At 64.5% G+C, this 15,500-nt stretch carries 14 protein-coding genes and 1 other annotated feature; of the genes, 8 read left to right on the top strand and 6 right to left on the bottom strand.

Features of this window, described 5'->3' with window-relative positions; all coding sequences use genetic code 11:
- Positions 1-17: 17 nt before the first annotated feature.
- Both U1708_RS03700 and U1708_RS03695 read right to left on the bottom strand, forming a co-directional pair.
- Positions 18-1,502 carry a SulP family inorganic anion transporter gene (locus tag U1708_RS03700; protein ID WP_332742865.1) on the bottom strand — a complete coding sequence of 495 codons (1,485 nt, stop codon included), beginning with the start codon at positions 1,500-1,502 and terminating at the stop codon, positions 18-20.
- A 68-nt stretch (positions 1,503-1,570) separates the two neighbouring features.
- Positions 1,571-1,626 (bottom strand) — a sequence feature (sul1 is cis-regulatory element that is thought to sense ions involved in sulfur or methionine metabolism; They are found in Alphaproteobacteria).
- A 155-nt stretch (positions 1,627-1,781) separates the two neighbouring features.
- Positions 1,782-2,225 (bottom strand): DUF488 domain-containing protein, encoded by a 444-nt coding sequence (locus tag U1708_RS03695; protein WP_332742863.1) that lies wholly within the window; start codon positions 2,223-2,225, stop codon positions 1,782-1,784.
- Between the two features lie 58 nt (positions 2,226-2,283).
- On the opposite strand from U1708_RS03695, the gene trmFO reads away from it, so the two are divergent.
- Complete coding sequence (trmFO, locus tag U1708_RS03690) at positions 2,284-3,651, top strand: methylenetetrahydrofolate--tRNA-(uracil(54)-C(5))-methyltransferase (FADH(2)-oxidizing) TrmFO (protein ID WP_332743565.1); 1,368 nt, start codon at positions 2,284-2,286, stop codon at positions 3,649-3,651.
- On the opposite strand, the gene U1708_RS03685 is transcribed toward trmFO, so the two are convergent.
- Together U1708_RS03685 and U1708_RS03680 are read right to left on the bottom strand one after the other, a co-directional pair.
- Positions 3,587-4,054, bottom strand: coding sequence for an EF-hand domain-containing protein (locus U1708_RS03685; protein ID WP_332742861.1), 468 nt, complete (start codon positions 4,052-4,054; stop codon positions 3,587-3,589). The genes trmFO and U1708_RS03685 overlap by 65 nt on opposite strands.
- A 65-nt stretch (positions 4,055-4,119) precedes the next feature.
- The gene (locus tag U1708_RS03680; protein WP_332743562.1) at positions 4,120-4,773 is read right to left on the bottom strand and encodes a squalene/phytoene synthase family protein; all 654 of its coding nucleotides are present in this window, start codon (positions 4,771-4,773) and stop codon (positions 4,120-4,122) included.
- Between the two features lie 153 nt (positions 4,774-4,926).
- Here U1708_RS03680 and U1708_RS03675 point away from each other — a divergent pair, with 153 nt between their 5' ends.
- The 3 genes from U1708_RS03675 to U1708_RS03665 are packed head-to-tail and all read left to right on the top strand — an operon-like array spanning position 4,927 to position 7,885.
- The gene (locus U1708_RS03675) at positions 4,927-6,627 is read left to right on the top strand and encodes a TadE/TadG family type IV pilus assembly protein (RefSeq protein ID WP_332742858.1); all 1,701 of its coding nucleotides are present in this window, start codon (positions 4,927-4,929) and stop codon (positions 6,625-6,627) included.
- Positions 6,624-7,235 carry a TadE/TadG family type IV pilus assembly protein gene (locus U1708_RS03670; protein ID WP_332742856.1) on the top strand — a complete coding sequence of 204 codons (612 nt, stop codon included), beginning with the start codon at positions 6,624-6,626 and terminating at the stop codon, positions 7,233-7,235. Before U1708_RS03675 ends, U1708_RS03670 begins: the two co-directional genes overlap by 4 nt.
- The gene (locus tag U1708_RS03665) at positions 7,232-7,885 is read left to right on the top strand and encodes a TadE/TadG family type IV pilus assembly protein (RefSeq protein ID WP_332742854.1); all 654 of its coding nucleotides are present in this window, start codon (positions 7,232-7,234) and stop codon (positions 7,883-7,885) included. The genes U1708_RS03670 and U1708_RS03665 overlap by 4 nt, the downstream gene beginning before the upstream one ends.
- A gap of 36 nt (positions 7,886-7,921) precedes the next feature.
- Here U1708_RS03665 and U1708_RS03660 read toward each other — a convergent pair whose 3' ends face one another.
- Together U1708_RS03660 and pdhA are read right to left on the bottom strand one after the other, a co-directional pair.
- Positions 7,922-9,358, bottom strand: coding sequence for a pyruvate dehydrogenase complex E1 component subunit beta (locus tag U1708_RS03660; protein WP_332742852.1), 1,437 nt, complete (start codon positions 9,356-9,358; stop codon positions 7,922-7,924).
- Complete coding sequence (pdhA, locus tag U1708_RS03655; protein WP_056048766.1) at positions 9,358-10,410, bottom strand: pyruvate dehydrogenase (acetyl-transferring) E1 component subunit alpha; 1,053 nt, start codon at positions 10,408-10,410, stop codon at positions 9,358-9,360. The genes U1708_RS03660 and pdhA overlap by 1 nt, the downstream gene beginning before the upstream one ends.
- A gap of 375 nt (positions 10,411-10,785) precedes the next feature.
- Here pdhA and U1708_RS03650 point away from each other — a divergent pair, with 375 nt between their 5' ends.
- The 4 genes from U1708_RS03650 to U1708_RS03635 all read left to right on the top strand — a co-directional run bounded on the left by U1708_RS03650 (position 10,786) and on the right by U1708_RS03635 (position 15,496).
- Positions 10,786-12,138 carry an MFS transporter gene (locus U1708_RS03650; protein WP_332742850.1) on the top strand — a complete coding sequence of 451 codons (1,353 nt, stop codon included), beginning with the start codon at positions 10,786-10,788 and terminating at the stop codon, positions 12,136-12,138.
- The gene (gene cysK, locus U1708_RS03645; RefSeq protein WP_332742848.1) at positions 12,135-13,055 is read left to right on the top strand and encodes a cysteine synthase A; all 921 of its coding nucleotides are present in this window, start codon (positions 12,135-12,137) and stop codon (positions 13,053-13,055) included. The genes U1708_RS03650 and cysK overlap by 4 nt, the downstream gene beginning before the upstream one ends.
- Positions 13,052-14,368: a cell wall hydrolase gene (locus U1708_RS03640; protein WP_332742846.1), complete on the top strand. Its 1,317-nt coding sequence runs from the start codon at positions 13,052-13,054 to the stop codon at positions 14,366-14,368. The genes cysK and U1708_RS03640 overlap by 4 nt, the downstream gene beginning before the upstream one ends.
- A gap of 204 nt (positions 14,369-14,572) precedes the next feature.
- Positions 14,573-15,496, top strand: coding sequence for an ABC transporter ATP-binding protein (locus U1708_RS03635; protein ID WP_332742844.1), 924 nt, complete (start codon positions 14,573-14,575; stop codon positions 15,494-15,496).
- Positions 15,497-15,500: the final 4 nt, after the last annotated feature.

The raw sequence follows: 15,500 nt of genomic DNA, 5'->3' as shown, positions 1-15,500 counted from the left end.
CCGAAGTCGGCCGGGGATCATGCCCCGGCCGGTTCCGCAAGACCCGGCGCGTGGCGATCGACGAGAGTCTCGCTCGCCCGGTTGAGGCCGATGATCTCCACGACCCTGCCGTGACGGCGCAACTTGGCGACCACGTCTTCCAGGGCGCCGACGGCCGTGACGTCCCACATATGCGCGCCGGTAAGGTCGATCCGTACGGTTCGCGCCGTCTCTCGAAGGTCGAAGCGATCGGCGAAGATGTCCGCGCTGGCAAAGAATATTTGCCCGCTTACCCGGTAGATCCGCGTGTCGGTTGCCACGTCGTGTTCGATCGCGACGTCCATCATCCGCGTGACCTTCCACGCGAAGAACACACCGCTGAGCAGCACGCCGACGCCGACGCCGAGTGACAGGTCGTGCGTCGCGACGGTGACAACGACGGTCGCGACCATCACCACGCTCGACATCTTGGGGTGCCGCGCAAGGTCGCGAAGCGAACCCCAGGAGAAGGTGCTGATCGACACCATGATCATGATCGCGACCAACGCGGCGACCGGCACCTGCGCGACCCACGGGCGCAGCGGCACCATGACCACGAGCAGAAACACACCCGCGACGATCGTCGAGATCCGCCCGGTACCGCCATATCGGACGTTACCGACGGTCTGGCCGATCATCCCGCAACCCGCGATGCCGCCGAACGCACCCGCAGCGATGTTGGCGAGGCCAAGTCCCGTGCACTCGCGTGCCTTCGAACTGGTCGTTTCGGTCAGTTCGTCGACCACGCGCGCGGTCATCATCGATTCGAGCAGCCCGACGGCGGCCATCGCCAGCGCATAGGGCGCGACGATCCGCAGCGTTTCCCAAGTAAAGGGTACATCGGGCAGGCCGAACGACGGTAGCGAATTCGGCAAGCGGCCAAGATCGCCGACCGTCTTGAGCGGCATTGGGAACCACATCGCGATCACGGTGAGCACGACGATGCATATCAGCGGCGAGGGGATCGCGCTGGAGATCCGCGGCATCAGGTAGATGATCGCCAGCCCACTGGCGATCATTGCATAGGCCTGCCAGCTGACGCCGACCATCTGCGGCACCTGCGCCGAGAAAATCAGGATCGCGAGGGCGTTGACGAAGCCCGCATGGACCGACTTCGAGACGAAGCGCATCAATATGTCGAGTTTGGCGAGCCCGAAAGCGATCTGGAGCGCGCCTGCGAGGATCGTCGCGACGAGAAGATATTGCAGGCCGTATGCGTGGACGAGCGCGGCGGCGACGAGAGCGACGGAGCCGGCTGCGCCGGAAATCATCGCCGGGCGGCCGCCGGCGAATGCGATAACGATGCCGATCACGAAGGACGCAAACAGGCCGACCTCGGGATCTATGCCGGCGACGAACGAGAAGGCGATGACTTCGGGAATGAGCGCGAACGTGCCGACCATTCCGGCGAGCACGTCACGTCGCGCGGCGGCAGGGCCGCTGAACCATTCGGCGCGGTAACGAGAAAAAAATAAGGATGTCATGTATGTATCCGCATAGGACGCACGAACCGCGGCAGTTGCGCGGGCGGTTCATTTCAAAGGCGTCGTTGCGTTGTCCGGCGGATCGGCGGCCGGAATAGCCACCCGGAATTGCACCGGGTCCAGGGCGAATGGCGATTCGTTAGCGGAAGAGGTGCTGCATTGCAACATTCGCTACATTCGACCGTCATCCTGACGAAAGTCAGGGTCCAGAGCCATGTACCACGATCCGCAGTTACTCTGGATCCTGACTTTCGTCAGGATGACGGGGGTAGGCGTTGCCTATGTAAAAAGATCCACGACCTCGGCCCCCTCACCCACCGCCTGCAACAGCAGCGTCCGATGGCAATGACAGGGATCCCGCTCGTAGCAGAGCAACGCGCTCGGTTTTTCCGCCGCAAGCCCGAGCATGATCGCCCCGGCGGCCTGCGCCTCGGGAAGCTCAAGTTGCTCGTCGTACACGGCGGTCAAGGTCGCGACGTCGCCCTTCTTGGCCGCGTCACGCCCGCGCTTTGGGGTTCCGAGCGCCTTTAGATGGACGTAATCGATCTCGACCTCGCGCAGCGACGCGGCGAGCGACGACTTCGAGAAGCCCGGTCGGCGGGACAAAGGGAGCGCGCGGACGTCGATCACCCGTTCCACGCCTGCGGCCTTCAGCGCCGCGAGGAAATCGGCCATCGTCGTGGCCTCATAGCCGATCGTGAAGATTTTCGCGGGAGATGTCATGGAGGCGAAGTGGGATTGCGCACCTGACACGACAAGCGTCCCGCGCTATCTGACGGGAATGACCTACGATATTCACGTGATCGGCGGCGGCCTCGCCGGTTCCGAAGCCGCTTGGCAACTCGCCGAAGCCGGCCTCAAAGTCCGCCTCTCCGAAATGCGCGGTAGCGGCGAGGAAACGCCTGCGCATCAGACCGACGGCCTTGCCGAGCTTGTTTGCTCGAACAGTTTTAGGTCGGACGATGCGGAAGCAAACGCGGTCGGCCTGCTCCATCAGGAACTGCGCACACTGGGTTCGCTGATCATGCGCCAGGCGGACATCCACCGCGTTCCCGCGGGCTCCGCGCTTGCCGTCGACCGCGACAACTTCTCCGCCAGCGTGACGGAGGCGATCGACCGGCATCCGAACATCACACTCGTTCGCGAACGGATCGACGCGCTGCCCGACGGCCCGACGATCATCGCGACGGGTCCGCTGACCGCCGCGTCGCTCGCGGCCGGTATCGGTGCCGAAACCGGTCGCGAGGCGCTCGCCTTCTTCGACGCGCTGGCACCGATCGTGCACCGCGACTCGATCGACATGGAAACGGCCTGGTTCGCGTCGCGCTGGGACAAGGGCGAGGGCAAGGACTACATCAACTGCCCGATGGACAAGGACCAGTATCTGGCCTTCCACCAGGGTCTGATCGACGGCGAGAAGACCCCGTTCAAGGAATGGGAGAAGGACACGCCGTATTTCGATGGCTGCATGCCGATCGAAGTGATGGCGGAGCGCGGCGTCGATACGCTGCGCTATGGTCCGATGAAGCCGGTCGGGCTCGACAATCCGAAGACCGGGCGTTGGCCGCATGCTGTCGTCCAGCTGCGGCAGGACAATGCGCAGGGCACGTTGTGGAACATCGTCGGCTTCCAGACCAAGATGAAGCACGCCGACCAGGTCCGCCTGTTCCGTACTATCCCAGGTCTGGAGAACGCCGAGTTCGCGCGGTTGGGCGGGCTGCACCGCAACACCTTCATCCGTTCGCCCGAACTGCTAGACGAGACGTTGCGGCTGAAGTCGCGCCCGAACATCCGATTTGCGGGTCAGATCACGGGGTGCGAAGGTTATATCGAGAGCTGCGGCATCGGCATGCTCGCCGGGTTGTTCGCGGCAGCCGAACTGACCGGGAAGACGCTGACCCCGCCGCCTTACGCGACTGCGCTCGGCGCGTTGCTCGGCCACATCACGGGCGGGGCCGAGGTCGAGACGTACCAGCCGATGAACGTCAATTTCGGCCTGTTTCCGCCGATCATGGGGCGTACCAAGAAGGCGGACCGTAAGCGGATGTACACCGATCGTGGCCGTGCGGCGCTCGCGGAGTGGCTCAACTCTCCTCCGCAACGGCCTGAGTCGGTGGACAATTTACACGAGCTGGCCCCTTCCGTTTGACCGCCGTCGTGGCAAATTCCGGGGCGGTCATCGTCCCGGATTTGTCGCGATCCGCCTCCGCGAACTTGATCGTCGCCTTCACGGCCCATTCGTCGAACGACAGCTTGCCGTCGCCGTCCACGTCGAGCCGTGCGTAGGCCTTGCGCCGCTGCGTCAGATATTCCTCGCGCGTGATCTTGGCGTCGCGGTCCTTGTCGTAGCGATTGAAGCGCTTCTGCTCGCGGGTCTTTTCGGTCGCCTCGGGTGCTGCACCGGGTAGAGGTTCGGATGCGACAGCGCCGGCGACCTGCGACAGCGGCTGTGGCGGTAGTATCGGCCCCGGCCTCGCCGTGCCGCTGAAGACCATGAACCCGGCGGCGATCAACGCGATGATCGCGACACCGCCTGCTAGATATCGCCACATCGCCGCCGCCCCCATTGCCAGGGCCGCACGCTACGCCTTGCCGTCGGGGATCCCCATCCGATTGGTCAGTATCCGGTCAATCTGTGCCACGCCAGGCGCGCCACGCGCTTCGGGCTGCCTGGGGCGGAAGGCTTCGACATCAGATCAAACCGCGCCGACACGGCAAGTGCGCCTAGAGCACGCGCCGACGTAGGCCACCGGCCCTTCAACGCTCGATCGAGGACTTCGCTCGCACGGAGACGGGCCAACTCCCTACCCGACGTCTCGGTCAGCCTCAGGCTGAGGTCGGCGAGCGCCCACCCCTCGCCTGCCGGGCCGACCCGGTCGTCGCTGACTGACACGATCACTGCCGCGAGGTCGAACAGGCGGCGGCCACGGTCGCGTCCGAAGCGCTTGATCGCCGCGGCATCGAGCATCGGTTCCAGCAGAACGTCCCAGCCGTCGGTCAACGTCGCCAGCATCGCGCCGGACACGCCCATCGGCAGCACGTCATTCTGGAGCGCCACCAGGACGGGTTCGGCAGGCGCGGGAGCCGTGTCGAGGCGCCCGAGCGCTTCATACCACCAGGTCAGCCGCATCTGGCCGATCAGCGGTTCGCGGGTCGAGCGCAGGATCGCGGCGAGCGTATTGTCGAGCGCGAACAACGCCGCGAGCGCTGGCGCGGCCGAATGCGGCGCATAGCTGAGGGCAAGGGCATGTTCTGGATGGTCGTGGCTCATGGTCACGCCGTTACTCCGATCCCGATCGTACCGCACGTCCGGATACCGCACTGTCCAATGATTAACGTATCGCGAACCATGTTTCTTGAAGTGGATTTACCGGATCGCGCCGCATCCGCGTATCGATCGATACCGATCTCCGTCAGGACCGAGATGCGCGGCAAGCGAAGCGAACTACCGGATAAGCCGACGACCGTGCTGGGGCGATTGCGTCGTGACGTGTGCGGTAACACGCTGATGATCGTTGCCTTTGCGATGATGCCGCTGATCGCGATGGTCGGGTCGGGGCTGGACATGGCGCGTGCCTATGTCGCGCGGGATCGGCTGCAACAGGCGTGCGATGCCGGGTCGCTCGCGGCACGGCGGCTGCTGTCGGGCGCGACCTTGACGCCCACGGTCGAGACCGAAGCAACGAAATATTTCAATTTCAACTTCCCCCAGGCGTCGTTCGGTACTGCGACGTTCACGCCCGTCGTCACGGTGCCATCGGTCGGCACGGTGCGGATCACGGCAGCGACGACGATACCGACGACGATCATGAAACTGTTCGGCTTTTCTACTCTCAACCTGTCCACCAGCTGCTCCGCGACGCAGGATTTCGTCGGCACCGATATCATGCTGGTGCTGGATATGTCGGGATCGATGAACTGCCCCACGAGCAGGCCGAACGATGCCTGCAACGAGGTCGAGCAATCGAACTCCAAGATGCAGGCGCTGCGCGATGCGGCGGAGTCGCTCTACGATACGCTGAAATCGGCACAGGATCAGCTGCACGCGAACAACCTCCGGCTCCGCTATGGTTTCGTACCGTACAACGCCACGGTGAACGTCGGGAAGCTCGTCTATGCCGAGAACCCCAGCTACATCAGAGACAGCGCCCCGTACCAGAGCCGCACGCGGACCTCGGGCCCCGTGACGACTTCGCAGAACTGGTGCAATAACTATGAGGGAAACTGGTCGCGGTATTGGTTGAGCACCGACGGCGCCTGCACGAATTACTGGACGTACCGGCAGGTCACGCTGACCACGTCCAGCTTCAAGACCGGGGCGTCTGTGCCGACTCCAGGCGGTTCGCCGAGCTGGAGCCGATCGCAATGGGCGGGGTGCATCGAAGAACGCCAAACCGATAACTCGGCGATCAACGGCGGATCGTCGACGACTGCGCCGTCTACGGCTTGGGACCTCGACGTCAACATGCTGCCGACGAACGAGGCTAGCCGCTGGGCCCCGTGGTGGCCCGACGCCGAGTTCAATCCCGATACGCGCAACGAATATACCGACCCGAAATACTGTGCGAGCGGGGCCAGCCGCCTCAAGGAGTATTACAACGACAAGACAGGGTTCATGAGTTACGTCGACGGCCTGAAACCCTTGGGCGGTACGTACCATGACATCGGTGTGATGTGGGGTGCGCGGTTCATCTCGCCGAACGGCATCTTCGCATCCGCAACGCCGGAAACCAACGACCAGAACGATCCCGACAATCCCAAGAAACTGCGCGGGTTCAGCATCCGCAAATACATGATCTTCATGACCGACGGCGATCTGTCACCTTATCTGGACGTGTACACGACCTATGGCGTGGAGGAGCGCGACGAGCGCGTACTCGGGGCGGCATCCGGGGCGAATGCGCAACTCGCGCGCCATTTGCAGCGGTTCCGCATGGCGTGCAACGCGGCCAAGAGCCAGGACATCCAGCTCTACGTCATCGCCTTCTCGACGACGTTGACGGCGGACATGCAGAACTGCGCATCGCAACCATCAATGGCGTCGGGCATCAGCACATCCGCAGCATTGATCGCCAAGTTTCAGGAGATCGGCAGCAAAATCGGTTCCTTGAGGATCAGCCAGTGACTTCGTTCGGGGCGACACGGGTCAGGTCGAGATCGGCGACGCTGCGTGACGATGCCCGCGGTGCGACGATCGTCGAATTCGCGATGATCGTGCCGGTGCTGATCGGGCTGCTGCTGTCGATCCTCGAAGTCGGCTATCAGGGGTACGTGACCGCCGTGGTGCAGGGAGCGCTGTCGAAAGCGTCGCGGCAGGTCACGGTCGGCAACCGGACGGCAGACGACGTCGTCGCCACGATCAAATCCGAGGTTCAGCCGGTCGTTCCCGCCAAATACGTGACGGTCGCGACACGTCGCTATTATAATTTCTCGAATGTCGGAAAGCCCGAGAAGATCACGTCGGATACCGATCCCAAGGGCGTGTACAATCCCGGCGATTGTTTCGAGGACGCCAACAACAACGGCAGCTATGATTCGACCCCGGGGGATAACGGCGTCGGCAGCGCGGACGACATCGTCTATTACACCGTCAACATCGTCTACCCGAACCTTACGCCGATCGGGGCGCTGCTGTCTTGGGGGCCGACGCGTACCGTTTCGGCCTCGACGGTGATCCGCAACCAGCCTTTCACGTCGCGAGCACAGCCGACGACGATATGCACGAAGGCATGACCGACTGTCTCGCCTATGCGCGCCGGCTGCGCAGCGACGTTCGCGGTCTCGCGATGATCGAATTCGCGCTTGTCGCGCCGGTGTTGATCACGCTCGGGCTAGCCGGTGCCGAGGTCACGAACATGGCGGTCGCGGTGATGCGGGTGAACCAGATTTCCACCGCGATTTCCGACAACGTCGCGCGCGTACGCGATTCGATAGACGAGTCCGACGTCAACGAAGCGCTGCTCAGCGCAAGGTTCATCGGCACCGCCTTGGATTTCACCAAGAACGGCCGCGTGGTCGTGTCCAGCGTCGAGCCGAACGGACAAACCGGCACGAAAGCGGGCCAGTATATCCGCTGGCAGAGGTGCACGGGCGCGCTCAACACGCCCGAATCGCAGCCCAAATATGGTGGGGAAGGCAAGGGCCAGAACGACGCTAGCCTGCCCTATATGGGCTCGAGTACGCGCCAGATCGCAGCCGGCAGCGGATCGGCATTGATCTTCGTGGAAGTGACGTATCGCTATCAGCCGCTGGTTTCGGCACAGTTCTTCGGGACGCCGATCCTGCGATCGGAATCGGTCTACAACGTTCGCGAACGTAACACGCAGGTCCTGGGCGCTGCGGCCGGCACGACGGCAAACGTCTGCACGACCTACGCCGCGTGATCGCTCCGGCCGGATCGACCGGCCGGAGCGCCTACCTTACTTGTAGGTAACCTTCTTCACCGCCGTCACGACCTTCGCGACGTCGACCAGCATCAGCTTTTCGAGGTTCGCCGCGTAGGGCATCGGCACGTCTTCGTTGGTCACGCGGAGCACCGGTGCGTCGAGGTCGTCGAAGCCGTGCTCCATCACCACCGACACGATCTCCGAAGCGATCGAGCAGGTCGCCCAATTCTCTTCGACGATGATCATGCGGTTGGTCTTTGACAAGCTCTTAAGGACCGTCTCGGTGTCGAGCGGGCGCAACGTGCGCAGGTCGATGACTTCCGCGTCGATGCCCTCTTCGGCGAGCTTTTCAGCTGCTTCAAGCGAAATGCCCACGCCGATCGAGTAGCTGACGATCGTGACGTCCTTGCCCTCGCGGACGATCCGCGCCTTGCCGATCGGCAGGACGTGGTTGTCGAGCTTGGGGACATCGAAGCTGCGGCCGTACATCAGCTCGTTCTCGAGGAACACGACTGGGTCCTCGGTGCGGATCGCGGCCTTGAGCAGGCCCTTGGCATCCGCCGCATCATATGGCGCGATCACGATCAGGCCGGGGACGCTCGCATACCATGCCGCGAAGTTGTGCGAGTGCTGAGCACCCACGCGCGACGCTGCGCCGTTGGGACCGCGAAACACGATCGGGCAGCGCATCTGGCCACCCGACATGTAGTTGGTCTTGGCGGCCGAGTTGATGATGTGGTCAATCGCCTGCAACGCGAAGTTGAAAGTCATGAACTCGACGATCGGACGAAGCCCGCCCATCGCCGCGCCCGCGCCGATGCCGGCAAAGCCGTATTCGGTAATCGGCGTGTCGATCACGCGACGGTCGCCGAACTCGTCGAGCAGGCCCTGCGTGACCTTGTACGCGCCCTGATACTGCGCGACTTCCTCGCCCATCACGAAGACGCGGTCGTCCTCGCGCATTTCCTCGGCCATCGCGTCGCGCAGCGCTTCGCGGACGGTCGTCTTGACCATCTCGGTGCCTTCGGGGATCGCCGGGTCGGAGATGCCGACCTTCTCTGCCGAGGCGACGAGCTGCTGCGTGCCGCTCTCGGCCTTGGCGGGGGAAGCGCCTTCGGGAACCGGTGGCGCCTTGTCGTCCGACGGCGTTTCCTTCGGCGCGGCGTTGGCCGCATCGCCGGAGCGTGCTTCGGCGGGCTTGGCAGCCTTGGCGTCGCTGGCGCTCTCGCCCTCTTCGAGGATCGTCGCGATGACGGTGCCGACCTTCACGTTGTCGGTCCCTTCGGCGACGGCGATCGAGCCGATCGTGCCTTCGTCGATGGCCTCGAACTCCATTGTCGCCTTGTCGGTCTCGATCTCGGCGAGGATGTCGCCCGACTTGACGCTGTCGCCTTCCTTGACGAGCCACTTGGCCAGCGTGCCCTCTTCCATCGTCGGGGAGAGCGCGGGCATCTTGATCTCGATCGCCATCAGTACTTCTCCACCAGAACGTCGGTGTAGAGCTCGGCAGCATCCGGCTCCGGGGTCTGCTCGGCGAAATCGGCGGCTTCGTTCACGATTTTCCTGATTTCCTGTTCAAGGGACTTGAGGTCCGCCTCGGTCACGCCCTGCGCGTCGAGCAGCTTCTTCATGTGATCGATCGGATCCGACTTGTCGCGGACCGCCTGGACCTCGTCGCGCGTGCGGTACTTGGCCGGATCGGACATCGAGTGGCCACGATAGCGATAGGTCTTCATCTCGAGGATGACCGGGCCCTTGCCGGCGCGGACCCACGCCAGCGCTTCCTCGGCAGCACCGCGGCAGGCGAGCACGTCCATGCCGTCGACCTGGATGCCGGGAATGCGGAAGCTCTCGCCGCGGCGATACAGCTGGTCCTCGGCCGAGGCGCGGTTGACGCTGGTGCCCATCGCGTACTGGTTGTTCTCGATCACGAAGATGATCGGGAGCTTCCAGAGCTCGGCCATGTTGAAGCTTTCGTACACCTGGCCCTGGTTCGCGGCGCCGTCGCCGAAATAGGCCATGCAGATGCCGCCGTCGTTCGAGTATTTATGCTTGAACGCGAGGCCGGTGCCGAGCGACACCTGCGCACCGACGATGCCGTGGCCGCCGTAGAACTTATGCTCGGTCGAGAACATGTGCATCGACCCGCCCTTGCCCTTCGAGATACCCGAATTGCGCCCGGTCAGCTCGGCCATGATCACCTTCGGGTCGATCCCGTAGGCGAGCATGTGGCCGTGATCGCGGTAGCCGGTGATCACCGAATCGGTCTCGCCGTTGAGCGCGGACTGGAGGCCCACCGCGACGGCTTCCTGGCCGATGTAGAGATGGCAGAAGCCACCGATCAAGCCCAAGCCATAGAGCTGGCCGGCTTTTTCCTCGAAACGGCGGATCAGCAGCATCTGCCGATACATTTCGAGCAGTTCGTCCTTCGACGCCTCGTAGGGCTTTGGTTCTGCCGGTCGTTCGCGGTTGGTGATCGGCGGTTCGGCGATTGCGCGTGCTGGTGGGGGGGTCTTGGCCACGATGTGGGAAACCTCGTTTTCCGTAGGGGAGTTGAGGGAGCCTATAGGCGCGGACGGGGCGGAACATCAATTCCCGTCTGGGGTATGTCGGTTTGAAGGGTGTGGGATGGGGGGTAGAGGGGGCTGCCCTGCACTCTGCCTCCGTCATTCCACCCTCCCCCGTAATGCTCACCCACCGCCGTCATCCTGACGAAAGTCAGGACCCAGAGTAACGAAACGCTGCCCTTAGTAATCCTGGGTCCTGACTTTCGTCAGGATGACGGTGGGGGGGGGTGGCGGCGCGGGTGATCCCGATGGTTCCGCCACGCCACTATCCCCACCCCAAGCAAAGCTCCGGTTGCCCTCCCCTCGCGCCCGAGCCTAAAGCCCATCGCAATGGCTCCCTCGACAGACCCCCACCAGCATCCCTTACGGATCGCCAATTTCCGCGCCTATTGGCTGTCCCGCTTCACCGGCACCATAGCCGTCAGCGCGATGTCGATCGTGATCGGGTGGCAGGTCTACAATATCGCCCGCGAGACGATGGACATCCGCCAGGCGGCCTTCATGCTCGGCATGATCGGGTTCGCGCAGTTCGTGCCGTTGTTCCTGCTCACCCCGATCACCGGCCTCATCGCAGACAGCTTCGACCGCCGCTGGATCGTCCGGGGCACGACGACGTTGCTGGTGCTCACGGCCGCGACATTGTGGTTGCTGACGTGGACCGGCCACCTGACGCTCGGCGTGCTGTTCGTCGCCGCGGTCGCGTTCGGCGTGGCGCGCGCCTTCTCCGGCCCGGCATATTCCGCATTGGCCCCGAACCTCGTCCCCCGCGCCGTGCTCCCGACCGCGATCGCGATCAGCTCGATCGCGTGGCAGGTCGGCACGATCGCCGGGCCTAGCGTCGGCGGGCTGCTCTACGCGATCCATCCCGAAGTCGCGTACGGTGTCGCCACGCTGCTCTTCCTCGTCGCGCTCGTCTTCATGTTCATGATCGGCCCGGTACCGCAGCCCGCGACGCAGACCGATCACCGCCCGCTTGCTCGGATCATCGAGGGCTTCACCTATGTCCGCCGCAACCGCCTCGTCCTCGCGACCATCACGCTCGACCTGTTCGCGGTGCTGCTCGCCGGCGCGACGTCGCTGCTGCCGGTCTATTCGCGCGATATCCTCCACGTCGGATCGCAGGGGCTGGGCGTGCTCGCAGCCGGCATGGGGATCGGCGCGGCGGTCACGGCGATCTGGTTCTCGTTCCGGCCGATGAGCACCAACGTCGGCGTGAAGATGTTGATCGCCGTCGTCGTGTTCGGTCTTGCGATCCTCACCTTCGGGGTCGCCACACCGATCGTGACCCTGCTTGGCATCGCGCCTGGCACCATCGCCGGCATCCCCGTCCAGCCCGCCTTCGTCCTCAGCCTCGTCGCGCTGATCGTCGCGGGCGGCGCAGACATGATCTCGGTCTATGTCCGCCAGTCGCTGATCCAGCTACACACGCCGGATGCGATGCGCGGCCGCGTCAGCGCGGTGTCGCAGCTCACCATTTCCGCCTCGAACGAACTCGGCGAATTCGAGAGCGGGGTGATGGCGTCGCTGCTGGGCCCGGTTGGCGCAGTGGTGTTCGGCGGCGTCGGTGCTATTGCGATCACGATCGGCTGGGCGCGACTGTTCCCGGAACTAGGCCGCGCGAAAACCTTTGATCCCCCAGAGATCCTAGAGACCGAACCTCAGCACGGAGAAGCCAAGCCATGAAGGCCAACTCGATCCTCGACACGATCGGCAACACGCCGCACGTCCGCCTGTCGAAGCTGTTCCCCGAATCCGAAGTCTGGGTGAAGTCCGAGCGGTCGAACCCGGGCGGCTCGATCAAGGACCGAATCGCGCTCGCGATGGTTGAGGCGGCGGAGAAGGACGGCCACCTCCAGCCGGGCGGCACGATCATCGAGCCGACCAGCGGGAATACCGGCATCGGCCTGGCGCTCGTCGCCGCGGTGAAGGGCTACAAGATCGTCCTCGTCATGCCCGAGAGCATGTCGATCGAACGCCGTCGCCTGATGCTCGCCTACGGTGCGACTTTCGACCTGACCCCGCGCGAGAAGGGCATGAAGGGCGCGATCGAACGCGCCAAGGAACTGGTCGAGCAGACCCCCGGTTCCTGGATGCCGCAGCAGTTCGAGAACCCCGCGAACATCGCCGTGCATGTCGCTACGACCGCGCAGGAAATCCTTGCCGACTTTCGTGACACGCCGATCGACGTGATCATTACGGGCGTCGGCACTGGCGGCCACATCACCGGCGTCGCGGAGGCGTTGAAGAAGGAATGGCCGTCGCTCAAGGTCTATGCCGTCGAGCCCGCCGCATCGCCGGTAATCGCCGGCGGCCAGCCGGGGCCGCACCCGATCCAGGGCATCGGCGCTGGCTTCATCCCGGTGAACCTGCATACCCAGGCGCTCGACGGCGTCATCGAGGTCGATGCCGCGGTGGCGAAGGACATGGCGCGTCGCTCGGCTACCGAAGAGGGCATGCTGGTCGGCATCAGCTCGGGCGCGACGCTGGCAGCTATTCTCCAGAAGCTGCCCGATCTACCTGACAACGTTCGGGTTCTCGGGTTCAATTACGACACCGGCGAGCGTTATCTGTCGGTCACGGACTTCCTGCCCGAACAGTGACGACCGACCTCTCCGCGCGCGGCACCCGGGTGCTGCGCGCCGTTCTCGTCGGCGTGTCCGCGTTGGCGATCGTCGGGCCTGTGCTGGTCGTCGCCAACGCACCCGTGATCGTCCAGCACTCGAAGCGGGTGGCCCTGCCCGCCGGCCGAGTCGTGCCGCAAGCCGAAGTGCCCGAGGTCGAGCCGATGAAGTTCGTCGATCTGAGCCCTGAGGACGCACGCGCGTTCAACGCGACCGTGCCCTTCTCGACCAATCCCAACCCCGCGGCGCGCCCGTTCCGCTTTGCCGGCAGCGCGGATGATCTGGCACGCGCGACCGACTGCATGGCGGCCGGCATTCTGTACGAGGCCGGTGACGACACGCTCGGCGAACGTGCGGTCGCGCAGGTCGTGCTCAATCGCCTGCGCCATCCCGCCTTTTCCAAAACCGTATGCGGCGTGGTGTTCGAAGGACAGGACCGATCGACCGGCTGCCAGTTCAGCTTCAGCTGCGACGGCGCGATCACGCGCTGGCATCCGACCGACGACGCGTGGCGGCGCGCGCGCGAAGTCGCCGCGGCATCGCTGGTGGGTGCGGTGTTCAAACAGGTCGGCTATGCCACGCACTATCATACCGACTGGGTCGTGCCGTATTGGCAGTCGAGCCTCGACAAGATCACCGCGGTCAATACGCATTTGTTCTTCCGCTGGTCCGGCTGGTGGGGCACGCCGCCTGCGTTCGGCCGTCACCCGGAAACCGTCGAGCCGGTGATCGCCCAACTCGCGGCGCTGTCCGACGCTCACAAGACCGGTGTCGCGCTCGCAGAGGCCGATGCGGCCTTGGCGGAGGCCTCGATCGCGATGGGGTTCGGTGCTGCGACCGAGACGGTGTCCAAGCCTGCCACGGCCCCGATCGACGGGGATACGCTGCTCGTGACCCTGCCGCGCAACCAGGCGGCCGATGGCCTTACGACGCTCGCGGCGCAGGCGTGCGGCGACAAGCCGTTCTGCCGCTACATGGCCTGGGCCGACGGCACGAAGGCGGCTCCATCGCTTCCCCTCGACCCGGCCCAGACCGCGGCGCTGAGCTTCAGCTACCTGCGCGACCGGGCGAGCGGCTACGAGAAGTCGCTCTGGAACTGCCGCCAGTTCAAGCGCGGGGACCCGGCGCAGTGCATGCGGGTACAGGCAACGATGACCGCCGTGCCGCTACCTGCCGTCGCAACGTCGGGCTCGACTGCAGCAACGATCGAGTTGAACGGCGTACGGAGAAAGCCGGCCGTGGCGCCACCTCTTCCAGCTTCGTCAACGCCGGGCAGTGCCGGCGCCAAATAAGACCCTGAACCGGCCGTGCCGGGCGCAGAGGGGGTAGCCTGTAACGCGCCTTGGCAGGTCGTGTCGCAAAAGCATTGATCCCGGTTCGATTTCACGGCTGGGATGCCGCTGGGACAATCTGCGGTACCGAAGCGCCCGGCACGACTCGCTGCTTTACATCGGCAACACACCTGATAGCTTGATGCGGCTACGGGGGGATCAACGATGCTCGAACTGACCAATGTCACGCATGTGTATGCCAATGGAACGCGAGCGCTCGACGACGTGACGCTGAGCGTGCCCAACGGAATGTTCGGACTGCTCGGGCCCAACGGTGCGGGCAAGTCGACGCTGATGCGGACGATCGCCACGTTGCAGACGCCGACCGCCGGGGCGATACGGTTCGGGAGTATCGACGTCATCGCCAACCCCGAGGCATTGCGCGAGACGCTCGGCTACCTGCCGCAGGATTTCGGCGTGTACCCGCGCGTTTCTGCTTATGACATGCTCGATCACATGGCGGTGCTGAAGGGCATCGCCTCCGCGCGGGAACGTAAGGAAACGGTCGAGACGCTGCTCAACCAGACCAATCTCTGGAGCGTCCGCAAGAAGGCGATCGCGGGCTTTTCGGGCGGCATGCGCCAGCGCTTCGGCATCGCGCAGGCGCTGATCGGCAACCCGGCGCTGATAATCGTCGACGAGCCGACGGCCGGGCTCGATCCGGAGGAGCGTAACCGGTTTCTCAATCTGCTGGCGGAGATCGGCGAGAACGTCGTGGTGATCTTGTCTACGCACATCGTCGAGGACGTCGCCGACCTGTGTCCCCGCATGGCCGTCCTGGCGGCAGGCCGGATCCAGCTGGAGGGTGCACCGCTCGACCTGATCGAACGGACCCGCGGCAACGTCTGGGCCAAGACGATCGGACGCGAGGAACTCGACGAAAGCCGATTGCGCTACGAGGTGATCTCGACGCGGCTGTTTGCCGGTCGGACGATCATCCATATCCTGTCGTCCGAGGATCCCGGCGACGGCTTCACTGCCGCACGTGGTGGCCTTGAAGACGTGTATTTCTCGACACTCGCTCGGTCGCGGCGCGTGCCGGCGGTAGACGCCCCCTCCGCCGCCCCCTCCTCCACCGTCGTGGCCTGAGCGC

Source organism: Sphingomonas arabinosi (assembly GCF_036663715.1).
In the GTDB taxonomy this organism is placed as follows: domain Bacteria; phylum Pseudomonadota; class Alphaproteobacteria; order Sphingomonadales; family Sphingomonadaceae; genus Sphingomonas.
The sequence above is the reverse complement of the archived record's forward strand: the minus strand, read 5'-3'. Positions and strand labels throughout refer to the sequence as shown.

Excerpts from the sequence above, each read along its gene's own strand:
- U1708_RS03700 (WP_332742865.1), bottom strand. The coding sequence starts at position 1,502 with ATGACATCCTTATTTTTTTCTCGTTACCGCGCCGAATGGTTCAGCGGC.
- U1708_RS03665 (WP_332742854.1), top strand. The coding sequence starts at position 7,232 with ATGACCGACTGTCTCGCCTATGCGCGCCGGCTGCGCAGCGACGTTCGC.
- U1708_RS03675 (WP_332742858.1), top strand. The coding sequence starts at position 4,927 with ATGCGCGGCAAGCGAAGCGAACTACCGGATAAGCCGACGACCGTGCTG.
- U1708_RS03635 (WP_332742844.1), top strand. The coding sequence starts at position 14,573 with ATGCTCGAACTGACCAATGTCACGCATGTGTATGCCAATGGAACGCGA.
- U1708_RS03680 (WP_332743562.1), bottom strand. The coding sequence starts at position 4,773 with ATGAGCCACGACCATCCAGAACATGCCCTTGCCCTCAGCTATGCGCCG.
- U1708_RS03685 (WP_332742861.1), bottom strand. The coding sequence starts at position 4,054 with ATGTGGCGATATCTAGCAGGCGGTGTCGCGATCATCGCGTTGATCGCC.
- trmFO (WP_332743565.1), top strand. The coding sequence starts at position 2,284 with ATGACCTACGATATTCACGTGATCGGCGGCGGCCTCGCCGGTTCCGAA.
- cysK (WP_332742848.1), top strand. The coding sequence starts at position 12,135 with ATGAAGGCCAACTCGATCCTCGACACGATCGGCAACACGCCGCACGTC.
- U1708_RS03650 (WP_332742850.1), top strand. The coding sequence starts at position 10,786 with ATGGCTCCCTCGACAGACCCCCACCAGCATCCCTTACGGATCGCCAAT.
- U1708_RS03695 (WP_332742863.1), bottom strand. The coding sequence starts at position 2,225 with ATGACATCTCCCGCGAAAATCTTCACGATCGGCTATGAGGCCACGACG.
- U1708_RS03660 (WP_332742852.1), bottom strand. The coding sequence starts at position 9,358 with ATGGCGATCGAGATCAAGATGCCCGCGCTCTCCCCGACGATGGAAGAG.